At 60.9% G+C, this 15942-nt stretch carries 13 protein-coding genes and 1 pseudogene; 5 read left to right on the top strand and 9 right to left on the bottom strand.

Translation table 11 applies throughout. The annotated features are described in order from the left end of the window. Nucleotides 1-2 precede the first annotated feature (2 nt). From JTE92_RS01400 to JTE92_RS01375, 6 genes are all read right to left on the bottom strand, one after another. Entirely contained in the window at nucleotides 3-779 is a 777-nt protein-coding gene (locus tag JTE92_RS01400; protein ID WP_063239411.1) for an enoyl-CoA hydratase-related protein, read from the bottom strand. Then, nucleotides 776-2137, bottom strand: a complete 1362-nt coding sequence (locus JTE92_RS01395) for a CaiB/BaiF CoA transferase family protein (protein ID WP_306431065.1) — start codon at nucleotides 2135-2137, stop codon at nucleotides 776-778. Before JTE92_RS01395 ends, JTE92_RS01400 begins: the two co-directional genes overlap by 4 nt. Before the next feature lie 1401 nt (nucleotides 2138-3538). Then, nucleotides 3539-5176 (bottom strand): 3-(methylthio)propionyl-CoA ligase, encoded by a 1638-nt coding sequence (locus JTE92_RS01390; protein ID WP_063239639.1) that lies wholly within the window; start codon nucleotides 5174-5176, stop codon nucleotides 3539-3541. 46 nt (nucleotides 5177-5222) lie between these two features. After that, nucleotides 5223-6212 carry a Bug family tripartite tricarboxylate transporter substrate binding protein gene (locus JTE92_RS01385; protein ID WP_063239409.1) on the bottom strand — a complete coding sequence of 330 codons (990 nt, stop codon included), beginning with the start codon at nucleotides 6210-6212 and terminating at the stop codon, nucleotides 5223-5225. A gap of 7 nt (nucleotides 6213-6219) precedes the next feature. Continuing rightward, nucleotides 6220-6954 carry a Sua5/YciO/YrdC/YwlC family protein gene (locus JTE92_RS01380; RefSeq protein ID WP_063239408.1) on the bottom strand — a complete coding sequence of 245 codons (735 nt, stop codon included), beginning with the start codon at nucleotides 6952-6954 and terminating at the stop codon, nucleotides 6220-6222. 637 nt (nucleotides 6955-7591) lie between these two features. After that, a complete protein-coding gene (locus JTE92_RS01375) occupies nucleotides 7592-8332 on the bottom strand; it encodes a GntR family transcriptional regulator (protein WP_232353391.1) in 741 nt (246 codons plus the stop codon). A 198-nt stretch (nucleotides 8333-8530) separates the two neighbouring features. Here JTE92_RS01375 and JTE92_RS01370 point away from each other — a divergent pair, with 198 nt between their 5' ends. From JTE92_RS01370 to JTE92_RS01355, 4 genes are read left to right on the top strand one after another with little or no spacing between them, the layout of a single operon-like run. Beyond that, nucleotides 8531-9445: an isocitrate lyase/PEP mutase family protein gene (locus JTE92_RS01370; RefSeq protein WP_063239407.1), complete on the top strand. Its 915-nt coding sequence runs from the start codon at nucleotides 8531-8533 to the stop codon at nucleotides 9443-9445. A 1-nt stretch (nucleotide 9446) separates the two neighbouring features. Beyond that, the gene (gene leuC, locus JTE92_RS01365) at nucleotides 9447-10850 is read left to right on the top strand and encodes a 3-isopropylmalate dehydratase large subunit (protein WP_063239406.1); all 1404 of its coding nucleotides are present in this window, start codon (nucleotides 9447-9449) and stop codon (nucleotides 10848-10850) included. Beyond that, entirely contained in the window at nucleotides 10847-11473 is a 627-nt protein-coding gene (leuD, locus tag JTE92_RS01360) for a 3-isopropylmalate dehydratase small subunit (RefSeq protein WP_063239405.1), read from the top strand. Before leuC ends, leuD begins: the two co-directional genes overlap by 4 nt. Before the next feature lie 59 nt (nucleotides 11474-11532). Continuing rightward, a complete protein-coding gene (locus JTE92_RS01355) occupies nucleotides 11533-12522 on the top strand; it encodes a Bug family tripartite tricarboxylate transporter substrate binding protein (RefSeq protein WP_063239404.1) in 990 nt (329 codons plus the stop codon). Between the two features lie 132 nt (nucleotides 12523-12654). Here JTE92_RS01355 and JTE92_RS01350 read toward each other — a convergent pair. Next, nucleotides 12655-13281, bottom strand: a pseudogene (locus JTE92_RS01350) (group II intron maturase-specific domain-containing protein); the annotation flags it as partial. Continuing rightward, the gene (locus tag JTE92_RS01345) at nucleotides 13242-13460 is read right to left on the bottom strand and encodes a hypothetical protein (protein WP_157096926.1); all 219 of its coding nucleotides are present in this window, start codon (nucleotides 13458-13460) and stop codon (nucleotides 13242-13244) included. The gene JTE92_RS01345 and the pseudogene JTE92_RS01350, both read right to left, overlap by 40 nt. 165 nt (nucleotides 13461-13625) lie before the next feature. Here JTE92_RS01345 and JTE92_RS01340 point away from each other — a divergent pair, with 165 nt between their 5' ends. After that, nucleotides 13626-14171, top strand: a complete 546-nt coding sequence (locus tag JTE92_RS01340) for a hypothetical protein (protein ID WP_232353392.1) — start codon at nucleotides 13626-13628, stop codon at nucleotides 14169-14171. A 135-nt stretch (nucleotides 14172-14306) separates the two neighbouring features. Here JTE92_RS01340 and JTE92_RS01335 read toward each other — a convergent pair whose 3' ends face one another. Further along, nucleotides 14307-15407 carry an IS5 family transposase gene (locus JTE92_RS01335; RefSeq protein ID WP_063242167.1) on the bottom strand — a complete coding sequence of 367 codons (1101 nt, stop codon included), beginning with the start codon at nucleotides 15405-15407 and terminating at the stop codon, nucleotides 14307-14309. Nucleotides 15408-15942: the final 535 nt, after the last annotated feature.

The following is a 15942-nucleotide window of genomic DNA, read 5'->3' as shown; positions in this document are numbered from 1 at the left end:
AATCAGCGCCCAGTAAAAGTAGCCGCCCGCCGTTCGAGGAATGCTGACATGCCTTCCTTCTGGTCGGCCAAGGCAAAGCCAGCCTGAAACGTTCGTCGCTCAAATAGAAGTCCCTCGGACAAGGAGCTCTCAAACGACCTGTTCACAGCTTCCTTGATTGCCATCACAACGGGTAGAGAGTGCCTCGCAATCGCTTTCGCGACTTCAATGGCCTCCGGCACCAACGCCTCCCGTAGCGTCACCTTGGAGACGAGGCCCATGCTCATCGCATCGTGGGCGGAAATTGGGTCGCCGGATAAGCACATGAGCATCGCTGAGGACTTTCCCACGGCTCGCGGGAGTCGTTGGGTACCGCCAGCCCCAGGTACAATTCCGAGCTTGACTTCAGGCTGCCCGAATGTGGCACCTTCCGAAGCAATGACGATGTCGCAGATCATTGCCAACTCGCACCCGCCTCCGAATGCATAGCCGTCAACCGCAGCAATCAAGGGCTTTCTTAGCGTCCGCAGGATGTCCCAGTTGCGGCCGATGTAGTCCAATTGGAACGCCGTGGGATAGTCCAGTTGCGACATCGCAGCGATATCGGCACCGGCTGCAAAGGCCCGCTCCGTTCCCGTTATGATGGTGACGGACACATCCGGATCTGCTTCATTCTTGAGCAACTCACCCACCAACGCATCGACCAACTCATCCGTTAGCGGGTTAAGTGAGTTGCTGGAGGCGAGGCGAAGCAGCACGATTCGGTCATGCGGCGGCAGTCTGATGATGGAAGTAGTCATGGGTATTCCGTTTGATTCTCATTGAGCGTTGCGACGTTCACCGATGCGTCACGAACGACTCCACATCGGATTAGCTTCTCGATTTCATCATCCGTCATGCCGTATAGACTCAGCGCTTCAGATGTGTGCTGCCCCACGACCGGAGCAGGCATTGGTGGATCCTCCGACCCATCTGTGGCTTCCAACGCGAAACGATGCGTACGCATTCGTCCCGCTACTGGATGATCAACTACGCATGTCAGGCCACTAGACGAATACTCCGGCGACGTCATGACCTGGTCGTAGCTCAAAACCGGCGCGCAGATGACGTCTTGAGAGGAAAGAAGTTCAAGCCACTCGGATGTGTCTCGCGTTAAGAACTTTTCTGAAAGAATTTGGTGCAAGACTTCCCGGTTCGCCACACGACTGTCATTCGTCGAAAACCGATCATCTGAAGCAAGACTGGCAAAGTCGAGAAGGTTGCAAAGTGTTTCCCACCTGGACTGATGGTAAGCCACGACCATCATCCAACCATCTCTCGTGGGATAGGCTTCGTTCGGACACGCGTAGGGGGCGGCGCTTCCGGACTTCTCGGGCTCTTTGCCAGACGCGAAATACGCCGCAAAGCTGACCTGCTGCAACATGACGGTCGCGTTATAGAGGCTAACGTCCAGATGTTGCCCCCCACGGCCAATCCGGACGCGATGTAGAGCACCAAGAACCGCAATTGCAGCCAGATATCCCGTCAACATGTCGGCGATTGGAACCGGGACTTTGGCCGGCGGAGATGAATGCTGACCAAGGGTGCTCATCAGCCCACTCACTGCCTGGATGATGCCGTCAACACCAGGCCGCGAACTTAGTGGACCTTTCTGGCCAAAAGCCGAGATCGAACAATAGACGAGACGGGGATTCTTCTGAGCTAACGACCCATATCCCAGTCCCAGCTTCTCCATGACTCCAGGGCGGAAATTCTCGATGACCACGTCGGCGCCGAGGGCCATCCGATGGATGGCCTCACGTCCTTCGCGAGATTTGAGGTCAACGGCAAGACTATGCTTGTTGCGATTGACACTCATGAACGTCGGGCTTTGCCCATTGATCCACGGCGGACCGATATGGCGGCCGATTTCTCCCTCGATCGGCTCTACCTTGACGATATGTGCGCCAAGGTCCGCGAGCGTCATCGAAGCCACAGGCCCTGCAAGTACGTGTGAAAAATCAAGGACTTTCAGTCCCTCCAAGCTCTCTCCAAGCATTCCGTTTCTCCGCACACAGATTTGTGCATGTGCCTGGAAGCTTAAAGACTCGCCCTTGTACATCCCATCGAATTTTTGGAACAGCCCTGTTGACTTTTTGTGCGAGAAAAGCGGCTTCACACCGCTTCCAGGGACGTCTTCGGCGCTCCAACGGCAGGGCCCCGACTAGCCCTCCGGGGGAGACTGCTCTGGTTGTGGCGCGGAGAAGATACTCCCACCTTTAGATGGCCGCAAATGGGGGCGGTCCTATGAATATGAGATGTACAGCGATGGGGTTCATGTCGGTGCAAGAATCCGTTTTGTGACGGTTCCCATGTCACCAACAAGCGAAACCCCTTCACCGATAGCGCCCATGGAACGCGCACTCCGGACCCTTTCACTGACGGAGCGCACGGTACTGCAGCTCGGCTGAACTTCGCAGGCGTGGATCTCAGCGGTGTGTGGTGTCACCTACCCCGACCATCGCAACCGAGATCGGCGCATAAATCACTGGATCGTGCTGCCGGCTCGCCGGCACCACCACATATGCCAATTCAGCATCAACTCCCGAGAGGGAGTCATGAATAAGACTGCCACACTGCTAACCGGCGTGGCGATTCTGGCCACTGCTGTGAACGCGTGAGCGGGTCCGGATTGGAATGTCATTGAACGTGGACGAGGCTCAGCAAGAGAGAACAAGGCATGCCCTTGCCATAGAAGCAACGAATCAACGTCTTCCCGTACACCTACAGCGACTAACGAGAAGCGCCCGCGATAGCTAACCAGGTGACCAGCGCCAATTACTCTTGGCTCGTGGATTACAGGCATTCACACGTATTGAATCAGCCCTCCCCAAGTAAATCGTTACTATATATTCTTCGCCGAAACGTTCCACACCAGCTATAACAAATCATTCTAAATCATCACATCCACGCCGCGATATATTCTATTGTCACACGTCGGCCGACCACAAGGCGCCCGACGGGAGGGCCGCCCTTTCCATTGAAAGGCTTCGGTGGTGACCGCCTCGCTGGTCGGTTGAATACGGCAGCGGCGAGGGGAAACTGGTCGCTGTGGGGGAAGAGTTGAGACGGCCAGCATGCGGGCGAAGATAGCGCATGACTCGAAAAGACTGTCGGAGTCAGCCACCCTTGGTTGATTGAAGGGTCCCTGCTCTAACAGAGTCAGGGGCCTTCGGCTTGTCCTTTCTACCCTAAAGGAATGATATGCTCACCGGAACAATGTAAGAAGATCCTCAATTGAGGGTAGTAGGTTATTCCAGTTCATGTACATAGGTTTGCATCAAAATCTGGGAATAACCAGATGCATGCGTGCGCTTTCGCGAGCATGGGAAGCGAGTATATCAATACGTCTGGAGGAGCTGACCGCTTCGCGGTCGGGCAGCCAGGGCGGACAGGTACAGAGGCGAACTTTCCTTGATTCCCAGTTCCTCGAACAGTTCGCCCATGGCCACACAGTGGTGATCAGTGAACCCTGCGCACGCTATTTCGGTATACAAGCCGTTGACCGCGCCCGCAGCCGTCAGGCCGAGGTGTCCGCCAGCCGATAGTCCTTAAGCTGCTCGCGCAGACGGGTCTTAAGCATCTTGCCCGTTGCGCCCAGTGGAATCGCGTCGAGAAAGACGACATCGTCGGGCCGCTGCCACTTAGCCACGTTCTTGCCAGCGTAGAACTGGAGCAACTCGTCGCGCGAGACCTCGACACCTGGCTTGCAGACCACCACGACGACGGGGCGTTCGTCCCACTTGGGATGCTTCACGCCGATGCAGGCTGCCATGGCAACCGCAGGGTGCGCCATCGCGATGTTCTCGATGTCGATTGAGCTGATCCACTCACCGCCGGACTTAATCACGTCCTTGCTGCGGTCGGTGATCTGGAGGTAACCGTCGGGGTCGATGGTGGCAACGTCGCCGGTGGGAAACCATCCGTCGACGAGCGGGTCACCTCCTTCACCCTTGAAGTAGGCGCGGACGATCCAGGGACCGCGGACTAGAAGCTCGCCGGCTGACCGGCCGTCCCACGGCAACGCCTGGCCATCGCCGCCGACGATCTTCATCTCGACGCCGTAGACCGCGCGGCCCTGCTTCTCCAGTACGCGCCAACGCGCTTCATCTGGCAGTGCCGCGTGCTGCTTCTTGAGCGAACAGACCGAGCCCAGCGGGCTCATCTCGGTCATGCCCCAACCGTGCAGCACGCGCACGCCATACTGTTGCTCGAAGGCGCGCAGCATGGCAGGCGGGCAGGCCGCGCCTCCTATCACCGTGCGCTCCAGGGTCGAGAACTTCAGGCCGCCGGTCTGCAGATGAGTCAGGAGCATTTTCCACACCGTCGGCACACCAGCTGCGAAGCTGACCTGTTCCGCCTCGATCAACTCGTAGACGGATTTGCCGTCCAACGCCGGGCCGGGGAACACCAGTTTGCAGCCCACCATAGCCGCCGAGTAAGGCAGGCCCCAGGCATTGACGTGGAACATCGGTACCACGGGCAGGATTGAGTCGCGCGCGGACAGCCCCATCATGTCGGGCTGCACCGAGCCGTAAGCATGCAGCACGGTGGAGCGGTGGCTATAAAGCGCCCCCTTGGGGTTACCGGTCGTCCCGCTTGTATAGCAGAGACTCGAGGCGGTGTTTTCGTCGAACGTCGGCCATTCGTAAGTCGACGACCGACCGCCGATCCAGTCCTCGTAGCTCACGAGGTTCGGGATGCCACTGTCAGCTGGCAGCCTATCGACGTCGCACAACGCCACCCACTTCTCAACGGTGCTGCATCGGGAGTGGATTGCCTGCACCAGCGGCAGGAAGCTCAGGTCGAAGCACAGGATGCGGTCTTCGGCGTGGTTGACGATCCATGCGATCTGATCGAGGTGCAGGCGCGGGTTCAGCGTGTGCAGCACCCGGCCGGAACCGCTCACGCCGTAGTAGAGCTCCAAGTGGCGGTAGCCGTTCCACGCCAGGGTGGCCACACGGTCCGCGCGCTGCAGCCGCTCTGCGTCGAGTGCGTGTGCGACGCGGCGGGCTCGCTTCGCGCACTCTGCCCAGGTGCTGCGGTGGATGTCGCCTTCCACACGGCGCGAGACGATCTCGGTGCTGCCGTTGTGTCGTTCCGCGAAGTCTATCAGGTGGGAAATGAGCAGGGGACGGTCCTGCATTAAGCCGTTCATCAAATGTGCCTCGGTGGGGGGTACTCTAGAGAGGATGGCTGGCCGGTCAGCCATCGACGACGATCTTGCGTTCCGTTATCAACCGTTTCCACTGCTCCAGCTCAGTCGGGATGGTCTGCTTCGGATCCACTTTGCCCGTGGCAATGATTTGCCCGAGCTCCTCCATCCGCGACACGATTGCCGGCATTTTCATCGTGTCAGCGAGCGCCTTGTTGAGGATAGCGACGATACCCGCTGGCAGGCCGGCCGGGGCCAACAGCGCGAACCAACCCGGGGCGTCGAAGCCGGGCAGGACGTTCTCGGCGATCGTTGGCACCTGGGGCAAGGTCGGCAAGCGTGTCGTCGAACTCACGGCAAGCGCCTTGAGGTTGCCAGACTTGAGGAACGCTGCCGTTCCGGTGTAGGTCAGGAAGGCGAACTGGATTTCACCGGCCATCAGTGCGGTCACCACCGGAGCAGCACCGCGGTAGGGCACGTGCACCGCGACCGTCTGGCTACGCGACTTCAGAAGTTCGGCGCAAAGATGCCCCACGCTGCCTGACCCACCGGATCCGTAGTTCAGCTTGCCCGGTTGCTTCTTCATCAACTCGATAAGCTCGCGCACGCTGTTCGCGGGCAGCGTCGGCGCCGCGACCAGTACTTGCGGCATCTGCGTCACCATCGAGATCGACGTGAAGCCGGTTAGCGGGTCATAGCCTGGGTTACGCAGGGACGGCACGATCGTCATCGGGGCATTGTCGAGCAGGCCGAGCGTGTAGCCGTCGGGAGCGGCACGCGCGACCTCGGCGGCCGCCAACGCGCTGCTCGCGCCGGGCTTATTGTCGACGACGATTGGCTGGCCGAGCAGCCGCGCAAGCGGCGCGCTGATCGCACGCGCCGTGATGTCGGACGAACCGCCCGGCGCATAGCCGGTCAGCAGACGAATCGGCCGGGCGGGCCAGGTCTGTGCCGCACCGTGAACCACGAGCGACGACAGGGCCAGGCCGGCGCCGCCTTGGAGCAAGGCCCGCCGACGAAGGTTCACGTTCTCGGTCATGGCCGGCTCACTGAACGTTCTTCAGCGCGTACTCGTTCAGATGGCCTGACGGCAGCACGTCCAAACCGGGGTCGGCCGGCAGTTCAACACCGAACCACCGCTTGAGCACGCCGGAGATTAACTCGTAGCACGCGCCAATGCGAACCACCTGCATTGTCGAAAAGTTGATCAGCGTGCCAGCCCGCCGGTAAGTGTGATAGCGGCACAGCCCGTAGTCGATCGTGATGTCCGCAATGGCGAGCAGCTCGGGCTGGATGTCCTCGACGGCGAACTTCGTTCCGGTGCCCGACAGGTTGGCCGACGATCCGAACAGCGGGACTACCTCTTCGCGCGAGAGCCGCGTCAGTTCCTTATGGAACGGGCCGGCGTTGAGCAAGTTGCCGATGGTGCCGCCGGCCGTCGAGGCCTTCAAGGCTTCGCTGCCCAGCTTGACGAGCAGCGGATGGTCCGCGCGAAAGGTGCCGATTACGCCGAGCGGCAAGTCGTGATCGACGGTGATGGCCTCGACCATCTCCTGCTCGCGCTTGCCGAGCGTCATCAGCTCGCGCTGTGTCTCCAGGTCAGCTGCCATCGCGTTGCGCTTGTGGCTACCGCGGCGCTTGGTGTCGTAGATCTTCTGCAGCGGGTCCAGCATCGCGCCGGTCATCGCGTAGCCGGTCTGGTTCGGCACCAGGGCGATGCCACCTTGCTTGATGACGTCAATGGTGCGCCGAGCGTCGCCGGCGATGTCGAGAGTGGGCATTGCGTGTCTCCTTCGTGTTGACGGTTGTTGAATTCTTTGGATCTTCGACGACCTGAAGTTGAGGCCGGCTAGTCATCATGTCGTTATATTATGATTACAACTAGACGAATGTAAAGCTTGTGAGGTGCTAGTGCAAACCCTCGGTTGGAACTTGAGTCTTCGAGGTACCTTGCCGAGCACGCGCTAGGCATGTCGGAGGAACCCTACGTGCGCGAGCGGGCGCTGGCGTCGGCTCGAAAGCTGCGCGATGAGGTCGCGAGAGGTAGCTTGTGCGGCAAATCAGTCAATGCTTTGCCCTCCGACGGCATGACTTTGGCCCGTCGAACTTTGAATAGCCCGAGGGATAGTGCCCCTCTATCGCCACGTGGGCTTGACGTGTTGCGCACAGTTTCACGAGGAGCAGCCAATAAGGAGGCCGCGCGGGAATTGCGCTTAGCACAAATACCTTAGCCACCCACCTCGAGATTGTGTTCCGAAAGCTTGAATGCTAGCGCGCCGCAGCGACGCTGAAGGCGTCAGCAAGGGGATTGCTTTGACCAGGCCTAATCGAGGCTTGGACGGGAATTGCGGTGGATCGGCACCGCAATCAGCGGAGCGGTTGGTCGCTCATCGCTCGAACACGCTACGGGACAAGCCCCTACTCCGAAATTCGCTTCGTGATGTCGTGTACGAACTGCCCTGCACTCAGGGTGTTCACCGCGTCGCCCGGAATGTCCATCAGGATGCGGCTTCGCTCTGGTGTCATGGTGACGGCAATGTACTGCACCGGCCGCGACTCCTGGTCGTGGATTACGCGTACAACTCTAAGCAGCGGCATGCCCACCTCAGTTTTCATGAGGCGCGCATTCAGTGGGTCACACACCTGCGTTGTGATTTCCTGGATAACCCGGCCAAACTTCACTCCTTGAGCCAGCAAGATCTCGTAGAGCGCGTGCTTGCGGAGCGAAGCAGCCGTCACCTGCTTCCCAAAGCGGGTGGGTACCCACGCATCAGTGAGCATCACCGGCGTGTCGTCAATGCTACGCAGACGCAATGCATGCACCGCCTTCTCGCCGGGCACGAGTTGCAGCATCGAAGCCACGTCTAGCGGTGCTTCGACCTGCTCCACTTGCAGCACCTGAACATTGGTGTCAATTGCGGCCTGACGCAGGCTGTCAATCAGGCTCAAGCTCGGACGCTCGCGCGCCATCGGTAGCCTGTCCTCGCGCACGAACGTGCCGCGGCCATGGCGGCTCTCCACCAGCCCCTCGGCAGCGAGATCGGCCAGCGCACGCCGTACCGTGATGCGCGAAACATCGAAGCGCTCACACAACGCCTCCTCCTTCGGCAACAGGCCCGAAGGGTAGGAGCCGCGCAAGATTTCGTCGCGCAGGACCATGAAGAGTTGCCGGTGCAGTGAGGTGCCTCGTGCACGCGGCACCCGTGCATCGACGCTAAGCATGTCGTTCGAAGGCTTCATCCGAAATTGTGAGGGGGGATAAACAACCACTAGCATACTCGTTGACATGTGTTTATGTTGTGATACTCTTATAACAACATAAACACTGTCGATTGCAGCCTTCCACGGATACACACCATGAATAGCTCTGTTTCTTCGCCAAAGAGCGCCGGCGCTCGCTTGCGTCAACAGCTTGCCGCGCCTGGCATGTTGATTGTCCCCGGTGCCTACGACGGCATTGGCGCACGCTTGATCGAGCAGGCGGGTTTCGGCGCCTGCTACATGACCGGCGCAGGCACCTCGGCCGCACGCGGCTTTCCCGACTTCGGTTTGCTAACGATGAGCGAGATGGTTGAGAACGCGGCTGTTATGGCGCGCTCCATCGCCATCCCGCTGATTGCCGATGCTGACACAGGCTATGGCAATGAACTGAACGTCGTCCGCACTGTTCGCGAGTACGAAGCCCGCGGCGTAGCGGCGATTCACATTGAGGATCAGGTCTCACCGAAACGCTGCGGCCATTTGGACGGCAAGGAAGTAGTCTCGCGCGAGGAGTTCGTCTCCAAGATCCGCGCCGCCGTCGAGTCTCGCCGCTCCCCGGACTTCCTGCTCATCGCCCGGACCGACGCCCGAGCCATGTTGGGCCTAGAGGAGGCAATCTGGCGCGCTGAGGCCGCCCTTGACGCCGGCGCCGACATGGTCTTCGTCGAAGCCACGCAGTCCGTCGAGGAGGCCGCGTTGGTGCCGCGGCGCGTGAAAGGCGCCTGCCTGCTAAACGTGGTACCCGGTGGCCGCACCCCGATAGACGACCTGCGGCAGGCCGAGGAGATGGGTTACAAGCTGGCGATCCTGCCAGGCCTGATGCTCAAGGCAGCGATCCAGGCTGGCGACGCTGCGCTGGCAGAGGTCCAGGCCACAATGAAGGCGCCGACTACCAGCACCACTGTAGCGCAGACCTTCCGCCGCTTCGGCGCCGACGAATGGGATGCTCTACGCTCGCGCTTCAATGCTGGCGCGACGATGGAAGCGCTATTGTCAGAAAAGGTTGTGTGACATGCCGGGCCGCACACTCTTCGACAAGCTATGGGATGCCCACGTCATTCGGGAACTTGGTGACGGCTGGGCGCTGCTGCACATCGACCGCCACCTGTTGCATGACCTCTCGGGGCCACCCGCACTCGACGCTGTCCGCATGCAAGGCCGATCCCTGCACAACCCCGAACTGGTATTTGCCACCCCCGATCATGCTGTCTCGAGCCAACCGGGCCGCGTAGCCACCACGTTCCCGCTGGGTGGCAGACTGCATGCCGGTCTGAAGAAACTTACCGGCACCATGGGCATAGAACTGTTTGACCTTGGGGAGCCCGGCCAGGGCATTGTCCACGTGATGGGACCGGAGCAGGGAATTGTGCTCCCCGGCCTCAGCGTGATCTGTGGCGACAGCCACACGTGTACCAATGGCGGCCTTGGGGCGATGGCGTTTGGCGTCGGCTCTTCAGAAAGTGCTCACGCGCTTGTCACTCAGACGCTGCGGCAGAAAAAGCCTAAGCGCATGCGCATTCGATGCGACGGCCAATTGGCGCGGGGCGTGACGGCCAAGGACTTGGCACTGCACCTCATCGGAAGGCTAGGCGCTGCTGCAGGTGTAGGGAACGCCATCGAGTTTGCTGGCGCCGCGGTGGAGGCATTAGATGTCGAGGACCGGCTTACTCTCTGTAACCTCAGCGTGGAGTTGGGTGCCCGTTTTGGACTTGTCGCCCCTGACGAGAAGACGATCGACTGGGTGCGCGGCCGGACTCGGGCACCCGACGGCGAGGCATTCGAGGTTGCAGCGGAGTACTGGCGGAGCCTCGCCACCGATTCAGATGCCACCTTCGACCATGAGGTGTACGTCGACGTCCGCACTGTCGCTCCCACCATCACGTGGGGCACCAGCCCCGAGCACGCCATTGCCATCGATGGCGCCATCCCCGACCCACTGACAGCAGCCACTACCGCCGACCGCGAGGCCTGGGGCATCGCCCTCAACTACATGGGCTTGGCGGCCAACGAACCAATTGCTGGCACGCCGGTGAACTGGGTGTTTATTGGCTCCTGCGCAAACTCACGCCTCACGGACCTCCGCGCAGCTGCCGAGATCGCGCGCGGCCGCCACGTCGCCGATGGCGTGCGCGCCTGGGTTGTGCCGGGCTCAGAAGCCGTAAAGCGCGCCGCTGAGGCCGAGGGCCTGCATGAGCTGTTCGTCGCGGCCGGCTTCGAGTGGCGCGAACCGGGCTGCAGCATGTGTGTAGCTGCAAACGGCGAACAGATCCCGTCGCAGCAGCGATGCGTTTCAACCTCCAACCGTAATTTCGTTGGCCGCCAGGGACCAGGCTCGCGCACCCATCTGGCCAGTCCTGCTATGGCTGCTGCGGCGGCGATTACTGGCCGCATCACTGATGCGAGGATCCTGGCATGAATACTCCTTTCACCACCATTACCGGCCCCGCCGTGCCGCTGATGCGGCCGAACGTGGACACCGACGTCATCATCCGCATCGAGCGCCTGACCACGCTAGACAAAACCGAGCTCGGCCCTTATGCCTTCGAAGCACTGCGCCGCCGGCCCGACGGCAGCGAGGATCCGGACTGCGTGCTGAATGCTCCTTGCTTTCGCGACGCGCCCGTGCTGCTCGCGGCCGAGAACTTCGGCTGCGGCTCCTCGCGCGAAGGCGCGGTGTGGGCCCTGCAGGGCATCGGCGTGTGCTGCGTGATCGCGCCAAGCTATGGCGACATCTTCTGGAACAACTGCTTCCAGAATGGCGTGCTGCCCATCACCTTGCCCATTTCGCAGGTGCAGGCGCTAGCCACACGGTGCGCGAACGGTGCGGCAATCACGGTGGACCTCAAGGCCCGCACTGTCGCCGCGCCCGACGGCAACATCACGCCGTTCACCATCGACCCGCTGCGCCGCGAGGCGCTGCTGTACGGGCTGGACGACATCGGCCTCACCCTTAAGGACGACGAACTGATTCGCGAATGGCAAGCCAGCGACCGGCAGCGTCGGCCATGGGCCTGGCCCTCGGGGCGTCCGCGGCCCTGAGCCACTAACCACCGTCGACAACGACGAGAACAACAAGGGCATCGCCCACGGAGACAGACATGCCTCAGCTTTTCAAGTCAAATCGGACTGCAGTACCCGCCCTGCTTGCGGGAGCTGCGATTTTTTTCATAGCGAATACCGCATTGGCGCAGACCGCCCCCTGGCAGCCAGACCGGCCTGTGAGCCTGATCGTCCCCTACGCCGCCGGCGGCGGCACGGACGCGACGGCGCGCGCCGTGGCCAAGCAGCTCGGCGTACTGTGGAAGCAGCCGGTGGTGGTCGAGAACCTGCCCGGCGCCGATGGCCTCATCGGCACGCGCCGCGTGATGGAGGCCAAGCCTGACGGCTACACGCTGCTGCTCCAGGTGCCGGCAATTGTGCTCACGAAGTACACACCGGGGCTCAAGGGCATCGACCCCCTCTCGCAGCTGACCCCCGTAACGGCCGTGTCGCAATCGCCGGCGGCTATTGTCGCTAGCGCAAAGCTGCCGGTGAAGACGCTGTCCGAGCTGTTCCAGTACTGCCAGAAGGCACCGAAGCCCTGCGCCATTGGCAGCGGCGAGACGCTTGCCAAGGTGAGTGCCAAGCAGATCGCGGCCGAGGTGCCGCTGCCCGGTCTCATCACAGTCAACTACCGCGGCACGGGCGCAATCGTCACAGACATGATTGCGAACAACGTGAACTTCGCCTTCACCGGAATCACCGCCGCGTTGCCGCACCACAAGGCCGGCACCCTGCGCATCCTGGCGACTCAGGGCCGCCAGCGTGCCGCCGCGCTCCCCGACGTGCCCACAACTGCGGAGGCAGGATACCCGCAGTTCCAATCGGTGACCTGGTTTGGCCTCTTCGCGCCCAAGGGCACGCCCGTACGGATCCAGCAGGGCATCGTGGCCGCACTGCGCGAGGCCGTAAAGGATCCCGACGTACGCCAGACCATCGCCAGCTCGGGTGCGGAGCCGGTGGTGAACGACCCAGCCGCCTTCGCGGCCCAAGTACGCGAGGACAGCGATCGTCTCGGTGCACTTATTAGGCGCTACCCGCTGGAATGAACGACCGACCACCGAGGCCATAAGCCTATGACACAGAACTGCTGGAGAGTACAACACGAAGACCGATTTCACGCCCATTACGCCGGTGGCCAAGCCAGTGTCCGTGCTAGTGGGCTCTCCGAGTCTCCCGGCGAGCGACCTCAAGTCATTCATCGAACTCGCGAAGGGTCGCCAGTGCTTGAGCTGGATGGCCCGCAGCCGGTGCCGCATCCACTCGTCTAGCTTTCGCAAGACCTTGGGTGTTTGCGCCAAGCGGGAGTAGGCCTTCCAGCCCATAACGTAGGGTCGCAGCCGGTCCACCACTTCCTGCAGACTCCGCCCGCCTGAGCGGCGGGTCAGTTCGCGGATGCGTTGTTTGAATGTCAGCAGCGGCTTAACTTCCACTTTCCGCTTGACCACACCTGCGGCCACCCAGAAGCTGTAGTCGCGGAATTTGCGGCCAAACGCGCTCTTTGCCTCGTTGACCTTCAAACGCAGGTTGCCGTACAGCCGCCGCAACAACGCCATCACTCGCTCGCCTGCCCGCTGACTGCGTACGTACACGTTCGCGTCATCGGCATAGCGCACGAAGCAATGGCCTCGGCGCTCCAACTCCTTGTCCACCTCATCAAGCAGCACGTTGGCCAGCAACGGCGACAGGGGACCGCCCTGCGGTGTGTCCTCGTACCGTTGCAGCACCACCCCACCATCCATCAGCCCGCTGTTCAGATACGCCCGGATCAGACGGATGATGCCGTCGTCTCCGAAGCGCTTCTGTAGATGACGTTCCCGAGGACTGCCCTCGAATCAAGATCCCCGCCGTAGTTACGGGTGCTCAGCCCAAGATATGTGCTCGCGAGGTAGACGGGCGATATGTCGTCGGCCAGACCGAGGAAGAGCGGTTTGAGCGCTGGGACATCTGCGAAGACCTGGCGCAACAACTCCTTCTTGTCGCGCAAAAGGACGCCAGGAAGCATCCTGAGCATTCACGCGAACAGACGCTCAGGCGGGTGCGCATCTCCGTGTCTCAGGAGGGCTAGTGTTCAGAGGAAGAGTTGGATTGGCTTATCCGGCGGCTCGGCGTGCTGCTGCAGGCCTGAGCGGGCAACCAAGGAGGGCGTCGCGTGCCGCTTCAACTGAAGGATGCCATCGACAAGCTGTACCGCCCGCCGAAGGACGGAACACGCCAGGTGTTGGCTGTGTCGAGGGGCGTGGCCGAGAGGCTGCCGCGATTGGAGTCGGTGGCTGTCATCTCGGTGACTGCGCCTGAACGTCCGTTGGCTAGCCTAGATGGATTCGAGCGGGCTTTGCGGCTCTGTTTCGCGGATGTCGACTTCATGAGCCCGGAGCTTTCGGCTAGGAGGATGGAGAAACTCGCATATGCCTTCCGGCCGGAGCATACCGAAGCGATTCGGGAGTTCGTGCGGGAGTTACCGGCACAGGTGACAACTATCGTGGTGCACTGTGAAGGCGGGTATTCGAGGTCGTGCGCAATCGCGCTGACGCTGCACCAACTCTACGGGTACGTTACAGAAGTGGAGTACCTTACAGGTGCAAATGCTTCAGTATTGCGTCTGATGACGCTTGCTTCTACGCAGCTCAGGTCTCGTTCAGCCTCATCGTTCCATAAGAGGATGCAATGGCACGTCACGTCTTTAACAGGCTGCTGAAGTACTCGCCGCGCAAGCGGCGAAGCTTCCCCTGCAAGGCTGATTGGTTTGTGATTTTTCACAATCCGGAAGCCGAACGTCACTGCATCGACTTTATCAGCGATTTGGTACCTGATTCCGGCCTCATTACCGCGATTACGGCAACTGCGGACGGATTTGTCCCAGCGAGCGCATGCGCACGAGGTTGTAGGCGGCCATGCTCAGCACAAACATCTGGTCAACCTTCTTCAGGCCGCGCACCATCACATGGCGCATGCGCCCCACGGTCTTGGCCCAGCCAAAGCCTTGTTCGATCAACTTGCGCTTCTGCTGCGAGATCGCATAACCGGTGCTGTTGGCGATCTCGTCCGGAACGGCCGAGCGCCGCCCCGAGGTGTTCTGTGCCACGTGGGGCGTCACCTTCATCTCCAGGCATGCCTGAATGAATTCTTCGGCGTCGTAGCCCTTATCCGCGCCCACGGTGACTTCCACATCCAGGTCCTCAGCCACCTGCCTGGCATCATTTAGCATGACTTTGGCGGCCTCGCGCTCGGCATGTCCGTCCGCATTGGTGACCATCGCGCTCACCACCAGGCCGTGGCGGTTGTCGCTCAGGGTATGACCCATGTAGCGCAGTGCACTGGCGGTCTTGCCCTTGCGGTAGAGCCTGGCATCGGGATCGGTCTTGGACTCGTGCGTGTCGTTGCCGCGCTTGCGACCCTTGAAGTTGGCGCCGTCGTTGTCGTCTTCGTCGCCGCCATCCTTGCGCACGAAGCTCTTGTGGCCCGCCCACGCTTGAATCAGCGTGCCGTCGACGCTGAAGTGCTCGCCCGACAGCCAGTCCTTCTTCTGCGCGATGGCCAGCACTTCGTTGAAGAACTCGATCACCGCATCATGCTTGATCAGCCGTTCGCGGTTCTTGGTAAAGACCGTGGGCACCCAAACTGTATCGTCCATCGACAGCCCGATGAACCAGCGAAACAGCAGGTTGTATTGCGTCTGCTCCATGAGCTGGCGTTCGGAGCGAATGCTGTAGAGCACCTGCAGCAGCATGGCCCGCAGCAACTTCTCCGGCGCGATGCTGGGCCGGCCGCCCTTAATGTCGGCCTCGTACATCTGCGCGAACAACCGGTTCATCTTCACCAGCGCCAGGTTGGCCATAGTGCGGATCGAGCGCAGCGGGTGGGACTTTGGCACGAAATCATCCAGCCTCCGCATGGTGAACAGGCTTTCGGAGAAGGTGTCTGCGCCGCGCATAAATGTGAGGTTGGATGGGATCCTCAAATCAACGCTTCACCCGGCTGTCGCGCTGACTTCCGCTGGAGGTATTTCAGCAGCCTGTTAAGCGTCAGCAGTATTTGGAGATTCTCAACGAAGCCCTGCGGCATCATCCCGTCGGCGGCCCGGGATGACGTTCGTCTTCTACCCAAGCGGTGCTAGGGCTCGCGACGCGAAACGCATCACTTGTACAGGTCCGGAAGACTGCTATTCTGTCTACCAAGACATCGAGCGGTAGCCGCGCAGCTCTGCGAGGTTCGCGATTGATTGCGAGGTCGAAGCAAGCGCGCGATAGCGACGATCCTTGCGATTGAGGGTGCGAATCTCCGCCGTGCCAAGATGACAAATTCGAGCGGTCTAATTTTATCGGAGAACGCTCGGATGGCGGCAGTATGCGTGGACAATATAGTCGGCCAAACCGTTGCCCCGCAAGGGTTTCAGGTGAGTCGGAACAGTGATTTTACTAACTATGTTGTACGCGTTTAGGCAACTATATTGTCCGTCGGCATCTCAC

It is taken from the genome of Cupriavidus oxalaticus (assembly GCF_016894385.1).
Lineage (GTDB): Bacteria > Pseudomonadota > Gammaproteobacteria > Burkholderiales > Burkholderiaceae > Cupriavidus > Cupriavidus oxalaticus.
The sequence above is the reverse complement of the archived record's forward strand: the minus strand, read 5'-3'. Positions and strand labels throughout refer to the sequence as shown.